The organism is Flavobacterium sp. ZB4R12 (assembly GCF_048276375.1).
Classification (GTDB): Bacteria; Bacteroidota; Bacteroidia; order Flavobacteriales; family Flavobacteriaceae; genus Flavobacterium; species Flavobacterium gawalongense.
In genome coordinates this window covers 1-13,953 of record NZ_JBLNKS010000021.1, presented here as the reverse complement: position 1 = coordinate 13,953, position 13,953 = coordinate 1, and the positions used below count along the sequence as shown (strand labels likewise).

The window sequence follows — 13,953 nt, the reverse complement described above, 5'->3', positions numbered from 1 at the left end:
GGAGGAATCTCAATAAACTATTCTGTAAAACTGTATGAGATTCCTCCTTCGTCGGAATGACAAAAAGAAGAATGTTTTATTTACATCAACTCGTAAATCCCCGCACTTCCTTGCCCAGTTCCAACACACATACTGACAATTCCGTATTTGCTTCCTCTGCGTTTCATTTCGTCAAATAATTGAACCGATAATTTTGCACCGGTACAACCAAGAGGATGGCCTAAAGCAATCGCTCCGCCATTTACGTTTACGATATCAGGATTTAATCCCAATTCACGAATTACGGCCAATGATTGCGAAGCAAATGCTTCATTCAGCTCAACTAAATCAATATCTTTCAATTGTAATCCAGCTTGTTTCAACGCTTTTGGAATCGCTTTTACAGGTCCAATTCCCATGATTCTTGGTTCCACTCCAGCCGAAGCAAAGTTTACCAAACGAGCAATAGGAGTAAGGTTTAATTCTTTCACCATTTCTTCGCTCATGATTAAAACAAAAGCGGCTCCATCACTCATTTGGGATGAATTACCGGCAGTCACACTTCCATCAGCAGCAAATACAGGTCTTAAACCAGCTAATGCTTCTACCGAAGTTCCTGCTCTTGGACCTTCGTCTTTATTTACGATATAGGATTTGGTTTCTTTTTTACCATTTTCATTGATAAACGTTTGTTCAATTGTAATTGGAACAATTTGTTTATCAAATCTACCTTCAGCTTGTGCTTTTAAGGCTTTCATATGAGAGTTGTAAGCAAACTCATCTTGATCCGCTCTTGATACATTGTATTGTTTAGCAACGGCTTCTGCAGTCAGTCCCATTCCCCAATAATAATCTTCGTTTCCAGCTTTTGCGACAGCATAATCCGGAGTCGGTTTGTAACCTCCCATTGGAATAAAACTCATGCTTTCGGCACCACCGGCAATAATACAATCGGCCATTCCGGACTGGATTTTAGCGGTGGCTATCCCGATGGTTTCTAATCCCGAAGCACAATAACGGTTAATAGTCACACCCGGAACATCTTCGATTTTTAATCCCATTAAAGAAATCAATCGTCCCACGTTCAGTCCTTGTTCTGCTTCCGGCATGGCATTTCCTACCATAACGTCGTCAATTCGTTTTTTGTCGAAATCAGGCAACTCATTCATCATAAACTGAATGGTTTCTGCTGCCAACTCATCAGGACGTTTAAATCTAAACACGCCTTTCGGTGCTTTACCAACGGCTGTTCTGTATGCTTTAACTATATAGGCTGTTTTCATTGGATATTGTATTTAGTAAATTGTATACTGTATATTGTACTTGTAAAATGAACTATTTGTTCTCTAATGTGCTTTGTAACTTAATAATCATATTTTGTATATGTTGTATTTCTGCTTCTAGAAAATTAAAATCTTCTTGTTTTATAAAGTCTAGATTTTTGCAAATTATCAATTGAGTTTCAAATTCAAATGCAGAACCAAGTGAAATACCTAAAAAGTTACTAAAATCTTTGTTTGTTTTTCTTCCACAACCTTCTGCTATATTTGATGGAATTGAAACGGCACATCTTCTTATTTGGGAAGTCAATCCATAAATTTCTTCTTTTGGAAAACTCGTTGTTTTTAAATAGGTCTCGGTTACAAGTTCAATTGCTTTTTGCCAAACTTTTAATTCCTTAAAATAATTCATCTTTTATAATTTTATAATGTATTACTGTAAAATTGTATATTGGAATGTTATAAATGAAGTCTGTAAATACAATATACATTTTACAGTATGCAACTAGTTACGAAGCGGTTTCCCTTTGGTTAGCATAAACTGAATTCTTTCCAATGTTTTTCTTTCGGTACAAAGCGACAAGAAAGCTTCACGTTCTAAATCCAATAAATATTGTTCCGTTACTAATGTTGGTTCCGATAAATCACCACCAGCCATTACATAAGCTAGTTTATTTGCAATTTTTTTGTCGTGTTCTGATATGTATTTTCCGGCTTGCATTTGGTCAGTTCCCACTAAGAACATTCCTAAAGCTTGTTTTCCTAATACTTTTACATCATTTCTGCGAATCGGTTGTGTGTAACCCGCTTCGGCCATTAATAAAGCATGTTTTTTAGCTTCAGCAATCTGACGGTCTTTATTCACTACAATACTATCTTTTCCATGTTGTAAAAGACCAGTATCAAAAGCTTCGTAACCAGAAGTGGATACTTTTGCCATAGCAACAGTCAAGAAATATTCTTGCAATACGTTCAATTCCACATCGTTTTTATGGAATAAATCAGCTGCACGCAATGTCATTTCTTTCGATCCGCCGCCGCCAGGAATTACTCCAACACCAAATTCCACTAATCCCATATACGTTTCAGCTGCAGCAACTACTTTATCCGCATGCAAACTCATTTCGCAACCACCGCCAAAAGTCATTCCGTGTGGTGCAACCACCACTGGAATTCCAGAATAACGGATGCGCATCATCGTGTCTTGGAACATTTTGATTGCCATATTCAACTCATCGTACTCTTGTTCGACTGCCATCATAAATATCATTCCGATATTGGCTCCGACTGAGAAATTTGCTGCTTGATTTCCAATAACCAAACCTTGATATTCTTTTTCGGATAAATCAATTGCTTTATTGATGGCTGCCAAAACATCGCCACCGATCGTATTCATTTTTGATTGGAATTCTAAATTTAAAATGCCGTCTCCTAAATCTTGTATAATTGCTCCACTATTGCTCCACACTTTTTTGCTTTCGCGAATGTTGTTCAGAATTATAAAGGCATCCTGACCCGGAACTTTAGTTTGAGATTTTGTAGGGATATTGTAGAAAAAAGTAGCGCCTTCTTTTACAGAATAAAAACTAGAACTTCCAGAAGCCAACATGTCGTTTACCCAAGCAGCTGGTGCTAAACCTTCGGTTTTCATGATTTCGATTCCTTTTTCGACACCAATGGCATCCCAAATTTCGAACGGACCATTTTCCCATCCAAAACCGGCTTTCATCGCATCGTCAATTTTGTATAATTCATCTGAGATTTCAGGTATTCTGTTCGAAACGTAAGCAAACATTCCCGAAAAACTTTTTCGGTAGAATTCTCCCGCTTTATCTGTTCCTTTTACCAGAACTTTGAAACGATCAATAGGTTTATCAATGGTTTTTGTCAGTTCTAATGTCGCAAAAGAAGCTCTTTTAGCCGGACGGTATTCTAAAGTATCTAAATCTAAAGACAAAATATCCTTGTCGACTTTTTTATAGAAACCTTGACCTGTTTTGCTTCCAAACCATTTTTTTTCCATCATTTTGTTGACGAAATCTGGCAATTTGAACAAATCGTGTTGTTCATCATTCGGGCAGTTTTCGTAGATTCCGTTGGCAACATGTACCAAAGTATCCAGTCCAACAACGTCAACCGTTCTGAAAGTGGCTGATTTTGGTCTTCCAATAACTGGACCTGTCAATTTATCCACTTCTTCAATTGTTAATCCCATTTCTTTTACCAAATGAAATAAACTCTGAATACCGTAAATTCCAACTCGGTTTCCGATGAATGCCGGAGTATCTTTGGCAACGACCGAAGTTTTGCCTAGGAATTTCTCTCCATATATAGTTAGAAAATCCAAAACTTCAGTTGCAGTTTGCGGACCAGGTATGATTTCGAATAATTTTAAATAACGCGCAGGGTTGAAAAAGTGTGTGCCACAGAAATGTTTTTGAAAATCTTTACTTCGTCCTTCACTCATAAAGTGAATAGGAATTCCAGAAGTATTTGAAGTAACTAAAGTTTCCGGTTTTCTAAATTTTTCAATTTGTTCGAAAACCATTTTTTTGATGTCTAAACGTTCCACCACTACTTCAATAATCCAATCGACACTGGCAATTTTCGCCATATCATCCGTTGTGTTTCCCGTAGTAATTCTACCGGCAAATTTGGGATTGTAAATAGGGGATGGTTTCGATTTTAGAGAATTAGCTAAATGCTCATTCACCAATCGGTTTCTGACAATTTTGCTTTCTAAAGTAAGCCCTTTTTTAGCTTCAGCTTCGGTGAGTTCTGTTGGAACAATGTCCAAAAGTAAAACTTCAACTCCAATGTTGGCAAAATGGCAAGCAATTCCTGAACCCATAATTCCGGATCCAATTACTGCAACTTTTTTAATTGTGCGTTTCATACGTAGTTTATATTTGTTTTTTATAGGAATATGGTATCGCCATTTTTAATTATTGATTATTTTTTTGAATCGTGGCGATTTCATACGTAGTTAATATTTGTTTTTTATTGGAATGTGGTATCGCCATTCTTCATTATTTTTTATGGTTTTGAATCGTGGCGATGTCATTTTCTGGTTTTTCAGTTTGCTCCGCCAGTTCGCTGACGCTCGTGTGATTAAATATATTTTTATCTTGAATTAATTCATTGATGGTTTCTGCCACTTCAATAAAATGTTGCAATTTTTCCTCAGAGATATGCTTTCTTACTGTTTCATTGAATTTTAAAACAGTGTTTTTTGATAATTCTCTTTTCTCTTTACCAAATTCTGTCAGGTAAATCAAAACACCGCGACCATCATAAGGATTTTTCTTTCTGATAATCAATCCTTTATCTTCCATTGATTTTAAGGTTCTGGTAAGACTTGTGGCTTCCATTCCCATTTTTGGTCCCAAAGAAGTGGAAGGAGTTCCTTTTTCTTTATCCATACTGAGCAGGGCAAAACCTGTTGCCATGGTTGCACCGTATTTAGCCGCTTCTTCATTGTACATTCTTGAAACTGCCTGCCAAGTGGCGCGTAAAATATAATCTATTGTTTTATCTTTCATATCTAACTATATCGATTTCAAATATAATAAAAAATAGTATGCACGCATAATAAATTAAATTATTTTTTTAAATTTTTGTCTAAACTAAAAAACTCCCCTTAAAATGAGGAGTTTTTTTGTAAGAATTTGCATTTATTTTAGTTTTCCATTAACAAGTGCGATAACTGAACCGGCTAATGCTGACATTACAACAGTGATTGCAATATCTAATGCCATAATCTGAATGTTGATTTCATGTGTTAATTTCATTGAATTGGCAAAGAAATTCATGTAAAAAGCCATAAATAATCCAAGTATAGCACCGGCACCAAAACCAGTTATCCAATTTGAAATCCCTGCCCATTTTGTAAAAATATAGGCTGTAAATAATCCAAACGTAAGGCACCCTAAAAAAATCATTACATAATTTTCATTTCCATTGGAAGGAAATGCGTCTTTAAATAGAATTCCGTAAAACAACCATCCTAAAAGGAAGTAGATTATACCGCCTACAATACCTGAAACTAAAAAATTTTTCACCTTCATAATTTTTTGATTTTATGGGTTGACACAATAAAGGTATTAAAAAATAACAAAATAATAGCTAAAGTGTTAAATAACAATTAAATATGAAATAGTTGTTGGTCTGGATGAGTTTGTTGTGTTTTTTGGGCGTGTCCCTCACGCAAACCAGATGCTGGAGAATAATGGAGATTTGTAGTTTAATTGGTGGGATTATGGGTTTTCGTAATTGTAAGTAGTTTATTATAATTATATTTGAGGAAAACTAAAACAAACATATTTAATCAGAGTGATGCAAGTAAATGTTGGATTATGAATAGAACGTGTTTACACTTTGATATTTTTTAAGGAATGATTATCTAAAGCTGTAGAATATTCAATAGAATTATTATATTTTTGTTCAATAAATAAAATAGTAATGGCAGCAGCAGACCAAATAAAATCCTTGATTAAGTCTTTTGGAGATGATGATGAAAGTCGTTTCTTTTCAATTGCTTTGCAAATTGCTGCCACAGAGGCAAAACAAGGGCATTCAACTTTTGCTCAAGAATTAAAGAAATTAATTGACCAAGCAAAAAAAGAAAGGTCAATAAATGTAATTCAACAAAAAGCTCTTCCTTTAAATCTACCTAAACGAGAATTACAAGAATTAATTGAGGTTTTTCAACCGAAAATTAATTTAAGTGATATGGTATTAGATGATAATATTAAAAAATCACTTTATAAAGTAATTAAAGAGCAAGAAAAGTGGCAAGTTCTAAAATCGCATAATTTAGAGCCAAAACGGAAACTGTTACTAACTGGTGCACCTGGAACTGGGAAAACAATGACTGCGCAAGCAATTGCGGGTGAATTAGGTATTACTGTATATATAATTAGATTAGATGGTTTGATGTCAAAATATCTAGGTGAGTCTATTGCAAAACTTAGATTGATTTTTGATGCTATGAATGATCAAAGAGCAGTTTACCTTTTTGATGAATTTGATTCTATTGGATCACATAGAAATCAAAGTCAGGACATTGGAGAGGTGAAAAGAGTTCTAAATTCTTTCTTGATTAATATTGAAAAAGACCAAAGTAATAGTATAATAATTGCAGCAACCAATTTGCCGGAATCTTTGGATAAAGCTCTTTTTAGAAGATTTGATGAAATTTTAGCTTATCCATTACCAGACGGGAACCATATAATTGAAATCATTAAAAAACATATGAAAGCATATTCTTTTTCTACAAAAGTTGATTATAAGAGTCTTTCAAAATTAGCATTGGGTCTAAATTATTCTGAAATTGTTAGAATATGTAATGATACTATTAAAGAAATGATTTTAAATGATTTGAATAAATTAGAATTACCAACATTGAAAAATTTATTAAAATTGAGAAATGTTGTAAATGAAAAATAAGTCACACATTTTAATAAAAGGGAATTACAATAAAAACCCTTACAAAACTCCAAAAAACAACCCAATAACTCCTCCTCCAATTTCTAGAGATAGAATGATTCATGGGGGTTTTTTGTTGGAAAAAATTGGGGAAATTAAGAAGATATTTGATCTTAAAGAAATTAAAACAGCAGATCTTATTAGTGAAGAATCTGTTTATGTTGAATTTACTTCTGAATGGGGGACAAAATTAGATTTTGATAAATTTGATAAAGATGGAGTTAGAAAAAATAAGATTTTATTCCAGCTTTTAAAAATTAATGAAGAATTAAGAGTTAGTTTTAATAAAGATGAATTTAGATATTCATTATTAGTTGTTGTAAATGAAGGTGGAGTTTCTGAATTTATTAATAAGATTAAAGAATTCCTTAATCCTGCAAAAGATACTAAATCAGGAAATTTTAGTAATCAGGCTTTACTGAACAATATTAGCAATATAGAAATCGCCACTTTAAAATCTTTTTGGGTAGATGCTCCAGAAATACCATTTCCCAAAGAAGATGAAAACATTTGGTGGGAAGTTTGGTTCCGTAAATCAGAAGATTACATTGATAAATTCAAGAGTGTTTATAACAATTTAGATGTAATAGGTTGTAAAATTGGACAATCACAAATAGAATTAGCTGAATACATTGTTAAATTAGTTAAAGGAACTTCAAAGCAGCTCTCAGATTCATTATTACTTCTTGATAATTTAGCCGAGTTAAGAAACCCTCAAGAAGTTCCTAATTTTATAACTCATAAGGATATTACTTTTGAAACTAAAAAAGAGTATTTAGAAGACTTGAAAAAAAGAACAGAGAATAATTTTGACGAGAACAGCGTTTTAATATGCTTATTAGATACTGGAATAAACAATAAACATCCATTATTAGAGCAGTTTGTTAGTAATGATAATTTGTTTTCTTACAACGAGTCTTGGGGATTACAAGATAGTTATCCTAACGGTGGCCATGGAACCGGTGTAGCTGGACTAGCATTATATGGAGATTTAACTGAAGCGTTGAATTCTTCTGAAAATATTCAAATTTATCATGGTTTAGAATCATTCAAAATATTTGGTAATCTTCAAGAGGAGGAAAAATTTGATGGACCAAAATTTGAAAATGCTATAAGTATTCCTTCAATCTATAAACCAAATAATTTGAGAGTTTATTGTTTAACTATTTTGAGGAAAAATGTATTTAAAGGCAGGCCTTCATCAAGTTCGGCTACAATTGATAAAATTTGTTTTGGTAAAGAATTAGGACAACAATTATTTATTGTAAGTAGTGGTAATGTTGAGATAAATAGACATGAAGATTACCCAGCTCTAAATGAAATAGAATGTATTAATGATCCTGCTCAAGCTTACAATGCACTAACTATCGGTACTTACACGCGAAAAGATAAAATTGATATATCAACTAGGCATATGGCATTAGCTGAAAATGGTGCTATGGCTCCTAGCAATTCAACTTCTCTTTTATTTGATAATAATTGGCCGAATAAACCAGATTTAGTTTTTGAAGGAGGAAATAGATCAACAGACGGGGTTTTAACTTCAGATCATTCTGAATTAAGGCTTTTAACTACAGATGCTGATTTCGCAAATGATATGTTTATTTCTTTTGGTGACACAAGTGGAGCAGCAGGTTTAGCAGCAAAAATGGCTGCTGAATTAAGAACAATGTATCCAAATTATTGGGTTGAAACAATAAGAGGATTAATGGTTCATTCTGCAGGTTGGACAGAGAAAATGATTGAAAATGCCGAAAAAATGCGACATCGTTTAAGAACCGTTGGGTATGGTGTCCCAAATCTTCAAAAAGCATTGTTTAGTCTTGAAAATTCATTAACTCTTATAGCAGAAAGAGAAATTCAACCCTATAAATTTGAAAAATCTAAAGGTCAATATAACGAATATCATTTATTTAGTCTTCCTTGGCCAAAAGAAGCTTTAGAAATTTTAGATGATAAGTCAGTAAAATTAATAGTAACATTATCATATTATATTGAGCCCAATCCTGGCAGTAGAAAATTAGCAACTCATTATTCGTACCATTCACATCAATTAGATTTTGAAATAATTAACAGGAATGAAGATGTTAAAGATTTTCAGATAAGGATTTCAAAGCCTGAAACTGAAACTAAAGAAAATAGACCTTCTAGGAAAGGTGTTAGTTGGGAAGTAGGTAATACTGTAAGTTCGAAAGGGTCTTTAAGAAAAGACTTCATTACCTTGACAGGTAGAGAAATGTCAGAAAGGAATATATTAGCAGTTTTTCCGAAAAATGGTTGGTATAAAAATTTAAAAAGACAAAATAAATTTAATGAAAAAGTTCGTTATAGTTTGATTATTAGCTTAGAAACTGAAGAAGTCAATGTAGATTTATATACACCAGTATTGAATCAGTTGGCTATTCCTTTATAAGTCGTCCCATGCGAAGATTTGTTTAATACTTTTACTAAAAACAGAAAAACCACGAACATCAATTCGTGGTTTTCTGTTAAATATTTGTTGTTATGACTTATTAAACTCCCCATTATTTAAGCAAGTCCTAATCGCTGTAAATTTGTTTTTTTTCTATAATTACATATAGTATTGCCTTGTATTTTTATAAAAAATCGCTCTTTATTGCCTTGTATTTTTATCATTTTCCACTAAAAACCAAAAAACCACAAACATTCATTCGTGGTTTTTTGTTTAAATTATTCTATTTTAAGACTTCTTAAACTCCCCATTATCTACATCTTTCAAAAACTTGATCACACCCGTAAAATAGGTTTTTGGGTCATCGTATTGCGAAAGGTGACTTCCGTTAGGACAAAACAAGAAGCGTCCGTTTTGTACTTCATTAGCAATCCATTTCATGTGTTCGGGATCCATAGTGTCGTATTTTGAACCAATACTAAGTGTAGGAACTGTAATGGTTTTTAGTCTGGCTTTGACATCCCAATTTTTTAAAGAAGCGTTTCCTGTGATGCCAAATTCGCTATGGCCTTGCATAAACACATATACATCAGGATTGATGTGTTTGAAACATCTGTTGATGGATTCCGGCCATTCTTCCAGCGGTTTTCTTAAAATGTGTTCCGTATAGTAATATTTGAAAAGTAATTCGCTGTATTTTGGATTGTCAAAATCATTATTTTTCTCGATATCCTGCAATTGCTTTAGGATTTTCGGATCCATTTGAGGCGCCAGAACTTCTTTTGCGTAGGCATTATATTCCGGAATGCTCGCCATCATATTGGAGATAATCAAGCCTTTTAGATTTTTTTGATATTTCAAAGCGTATTCCATCGCGAGGATTCCACCCCAAGATTGTCCCATCAAGTAAAAGTTAGAGCTGTCTAAACCTAATGCGATGCGTACTTGCTCAACTTCCTCCACAAAACGTTCATTGGTCCATAAACTATTGTCATTGGGTTGGTCGCTGTAATACGAACCCAATTGGTCGTAATAAATATATTCGATACTTTCGTTAGGAAAATAACCGTCAAAACATTCATACAATTCGTGTGTAAGACCAGGTCCACCATGAAGCAATAAGACTTTTATGGTTGGATTGTTTCCAACCCTTTTCGTCCATACTTTGAAAGTCCCTTTTGGCGTTTTTATCGGAATCATTTTGATACCGCCAGTCAGCTGATCATCCCGTTTTGAAAAATCTAAATAATTTGCTTTTATAGAATCGTCTTTGGTTTTTTCTTGACAATTAGAAAAAAAGAACACACTTATAACGGAGCAAATTAGGGCTTTTAGTTTCATAACGGAGCGGTTTTTATCAAAGGCTAATTGTAGATTTTATGAAACAAATCAATATATTTCTCCATTACTATTTTTCGTTTTAGTTTTAGAGTAGGAGTAAGCTGCCCGCCTTCAATAGACCAAATATCCGGAGTCAATTCAAAACGTTTTATTTTCTCCCAATTTCCAAATTTTTCATTTAAGGTGTCTATTTCTTCTTGAATTCGTGCAATAACTTTTTCGTTTGAAACGATTTCTTCATTGCTTTTTCCAACATTAATTCCATGAATAACAGCCCATTCTTTAATAAAATCGAAACTTGGCTGGATAAAGGCTGCCGGCATTTTTTGTCCGTCACCAATCACCATTATTTGTTCAATGAAACGGGATTGTTTCATGGTGTTTTCGATTAACTGTGGTGCAATGTATTTTCCTCCGGAAGTTTTGAACATTTCTTTCTTACGATCCGTAATTTTAAGGAAACCTTCTTCATCAAATATTCCGATATCGCCCGTGTGGAAATAGCCATCTTGAAGTGCTTCGGCCGTTTTTTCGGGATCTTTGTAATAGCCCATCATCACGTTAGGTCCTTTACAAAGAATTTCCCCGTCTTCGGCAATTTTCACTTCTACATTATCGATTACTTTCCCTACAGTTCCTATTTTGAAACCGTGATTTCTCGTGTCGTTTACGGATATTACAGGAGAAGTTTCGGTCAAGCCATAGCCTTCCATTACCGGGATTTCTGCGGCAGCAAAAATCCTGGCTAATCTAGGTTGTAAAGCAGCACTTCCTGAAACCATCAGATCTAAATTGCCTCCCAAACCTTCTTTCCATTTGCTGAAAATCAATTTGCGTGCTATTTTGAGTTGCAATTCATACCAAAAACCATTGGCTCCATAAGGTTCATATTTTAATCCTAAATCAATGGCCCAAAAGAAAAGTTTCTTTTTGACACCTGTTAATTCGGTACCTTTTGCATAGATTTTATCATATACTTTTTCAAGAAGTCTGGGAACAGCTGTGATTACATGTGGTTTTACTTCTCTGATATTGTCGCCAACTTTATCTATGGATTCGCCAAAATATACCGAAACACCGTAATATTGGTATAAATACAAAATCATTCTTTCGAAAATATGGCAGATAGGAAGGAAGCTCAATGCGCGAGTTTTTCCCGCTTTAAAAGGAATTCTGGAAGCACTGTCCAAAACATTTGAGACAATATTTTTATGTGAAAGCATGACTCCTTTCGGTCTTCCTGTTGTTCCCGAAGTATAAATAATGGTCGCTAAATCTTCTGTTTTTACGTTGCTTTTTCGGTCTTCAACAACATCTTGATTGCTTAGGTCTTCACCAAGGGTAAGCAATTCAGTCCAATTTTTGCAGCCTTCAATTTCGTTGAACGAATAGACTTCTTTAAGCGTAGGTACTTTATGTTTAATCAAATTTATTTTTCGAAGCACTTCCGCATCCGATACAAAACAATACATGGCACCAGAATGATTAAGAATATATTCATAATCATCTTCAGAAATCGTTGGGTAAATAGGAACCGTTTGTGCGCCTGTTTGCAACACACCAATATCCATAATATTCCATTCGGTTCTATTATTAGTAGAAATGATGGCAATTTTATCGTCTATTTGAACTCCTAATTTTAGTAATGCTCTTGATACAGCATTGGCTTTAGCAATGTATTCTTGTGTAGAAGTCTTTACCCAAACCCCATTTTGCTTTGTAGTTAAAGCATCCGGAATTGTGTTAAATTTTTCTTGCTGATAATAGGGAAAATCGAAAAGTCTGGTTATTGAAGTCATTATTCGAAGATTAAATTTTAACGCAAATTAAATAAAAATTAATGATAATTATTATTTTTCAAAAATTAAATGGAAATTAAACCAGAATTATTCCATTTAACGAAATCGTTTTCTTTAAATTAAGTTTAAGAGGTTGATTTTAAGCTAAAAAGTCGTTTACTTATAAATTTACTAATTTATAGATTACTCTATATAGTCTTTGCTTCTTTCTCCTAAGATGAACATTTTCTTTTTTTGAAAATGGATTGAAAAATGGGCGTTTCTCCAGTCTTCTTTGGCATCCGCTTCTGAATTTACTTCTCTGTTTTTATACCAAAGCGAGTAAACGGCATAATTAAACCCTTTTTTGTATTTTGGAGTGCCGTTTTCAAAACATTCCATCCCCCAAACGATAGTTGTTTTTGATAAATCATGTAACTGAAAAATACCAGTTCCATCGGGATCTAATTGTGCAATAGGTTCCGTTCCACCTTCAAAGAGATAGGTTCCGGTTATAGGATAATCAATGGTTGTGGTAATGTAATGGATTCCGTCTTTAGCGGTGATTTTTTCAACTTTATTCTGGGTATAAGAATGAGTTACAGATAGCAATAGGGTGAAAAATAGTAAATTAAGGGATTTCATTATTGTAGGTTATTTATGTTTGTTGAATAGCTAAAAGTAAGAGCATGCTTTTTAGAATAGTTTTGTTTTTTGCCTAATGGCTCGATTTTCAATAAAAAAAGTAAATCTAATAAAATTAGTTATAAGAATTTATAATAAGCCTTGTAATGTACTTTTTCTAATTAATTGGGCAGTATTTCTAGAGCTGGATTTCTTTAAAATATTTTTGCGATGTTGTTTTACGGTATTAACACTGATAAAAAGTGTATTGGCAATTTCATTGTTATCAAAACCTTCTGCAATTAGCTTAATAATATCAATTTCTCTTTTTGAAAATTCTGAAAAACATTGTACATCTTCAAAAACATCAATATTCATATAGGAGGGTTCTTCTTTTAGTCCTATTAAGGAATATTGATAGGTATTGTTTTTTGTTAAATGATCAATTCGGGTATGAATATTCAGTGATTTTCCAAATCCGCCGTTAGAGTCTAAAGTCAGTACTATTGCTTGATGATTGAGCATGCAATACTCCCCATTTTTCATTCGACTTCTAAAGCTGTAATTTACTTTATAGTTGGTCATTTTTTCTTTACCCAATTTAGTATAGAAAAAATTTGCAATAGAGGCTTCGGCTTTTGCTATAAATTCGATATCGTCCGGATGGATTGTTCCAAGAATGTCATTAAAAGTAACGGTTTCGGAAGGAAAACCATGGATATCTGTTATTTCTGAACTGATATTAGACAATGACATATCGTAAAAATCAATGATGTAAAAATAAAAAGGCCCTGTACTTATTATCGAACTGGCAATTTCATCAAATTTTATTTGTGATAATAAAGTGTTTTCGTTGGCTCTTTTTTGAGTACTAATCCAAACCGAATGAAGTTTTTGTAATTCTTGGGTCATGTCTTAGGTTTTTTAACATAAAATTTTATGACAGTCCGCAATATGTTCCAAAGGATAAAATATGGCACACAGATAACACGGATTGAACGGATTTTGCACAGATTTAAATAACTGTCTTGTCCTAAAATAGGTTTACACA

General features: G+C 33.4%; 11 protein-coding genes. 2 read left to right on the top strand and 9 right to left on the bottom strand.

The window, feature by feature from the left end; translation table 11 throughout:
* Positions 1-80: 80 nt before the first annotated feature.
* From ACNO7W_RS14660 to ACNO7W_RS14640, 5 genes are all read right to left on the bottom strand, one after another.
* Complete coding sequence (locus ACNO7W_RS14660; RefSeq protein ID WP_417938686.1) at positions 81-1,262, bottom strand: acetyl-CoA C-acyltransferase; 1,182 nt, start codon at positions 1,260-1,262, stop codon at positions 81-83.
* Between the two features lie 52 nt (positions 1,263-1,314).
* A complete protein-coding gene (locus ACNO7W_RS14655; protein WP_143388070.1) occupies positions 1,315-1,671 on the bottom strand; it encodes a four helix bundle protein in 357 nt (118 codons plus the stop codon).
* A gap of 93 nt (positions 1,672-1,764) precedes the next feature.
* Complete coding sequence (locus tag ACNO7W_RS14650; RefSeq protein ID WP_417938685.1) at positions 1,765-4,155, bottom strand: 3-hydroxyacyl-CoA dehydrogenase NAD-binding domain-containing protein; 2,391 nt, start codon at positions 4,153-4,155, stop codon at positions 1,765-1,767.
* A gap of 133 nt (positions 4,156-4,288) precedes the next feature.
* Positions 4,289-4,801 (bottom strand): MarR family winged helix-turn-helix transcriptional regulator, encoded by a 513-nt coding sequence (locus ACNO7W_RS14645; RefSeq protein WP_417938684.1) that lies wholly within the window; start codon positions 4,799-4,801, stop codon positions 4,289-4,291.
* A 132-nt stretch (positions 4,802-4,933) separates the two neighbouring features.
* A complete protein-coding gene (locus ACNO7W_RS14640) occupies positions 4,934-5,320 on the bottom strand; it encodes a hypothetical protein (protein ID WP_417938683.1) in 387 nt (128 codons plus the stop codon).
* Between the two features lie 400 nt (positions 5,321-5,720).
* On the opposite strand from ACNO7W_RS14640, the gene ACNO7W_RS14635 reads away from it, so the two are divergent.
* Together ACNO7W_RS14635 and ACNO7W_RS14630 are read left to right on the top strand one after the other, a co-directional pair.
* On the top strand, positions 5,721-6,707 hold the full coding sequence (locus ACNO7W_RS14635) for an AAA family ATPase (protein WP_417938682.1): 987 nt from the start codon (positions 5,721-5,723) through the stop codon (positions 6,705-6,707).
* On the top strand, positions 6,697-9,159 hold the full coding sequence (locus tag ACNO7W_RS14630) for a S8 family peptidase (RefSeq protein WP_417938681.1): 2,463 nt from the start codon (positions 6,697-6,699) through the stop codon (positions 9,157-9,159). The genes ACNO7W_RS14635 and ACNO7W_RS14630 overlap by 11 nt, the downstream gene beginning before the upstream one ends.
* Before the next feature lie 288 nt (positions 9,160-9,447).
* On the opposite strand, the gene ACNO7W_RS14625 is transcribed toward ACNO7W_RS14630, so the two are convergent.
* From ACNO7W_RS14625 to ACNO7W_RS14610, 4 genes are all read right to left on the bottom strand, one after another.
* Entirely contained in the window at positions 9,448-10,500 is a 1,053-nt protein-coding gene (locus tag ACNO7W_RS14625; RefSeq protein WP_417938680.1) for a proline iminopeptidase-family hydrolase, read from the bottom strand.
* A 23-nt stretch (positions 10,501-10,523) separates the two neighbouring features.
* Positions 10,524-12,299 (bottom strand): AMP-dependent synthetase/ligase, encoded by a 1,776-nt coding sequence (locus ACNO7W_RS14620; RefSeq protein ID WP_417938679.1) that lies wholly within the window; start codon positions 12,297-12,299, stop codon positions 10,524-10,526.
* A 183-nt stretch (positions 12,300-12,482) separates the two neighbouring features.
* Positions 12,483-12,923, bottom strand: coding sequence for a hypothetical protein (locus ACNO7W_RS14615; protein ID WP_417938678.1), 441 nt, complete (start codon positions 12,921-12,923; stop codon positions 12,483-12,485).
* A 129-nt stretch (positions 12,924-13,052) separates the two neighbouring features.
* Positions 13,053-13,814, bottom strand: a complete 762-nt coding sequence (locus tag ACNO7W_RS14610) for a response regulator transcription factor (protein ID WP_417938677.1) — start codon at positions 13,812-13,814, stop codon at positions 13,053-13,055.
* Positions 13,815-13,953: the final 139 nt, after the last annotated feature.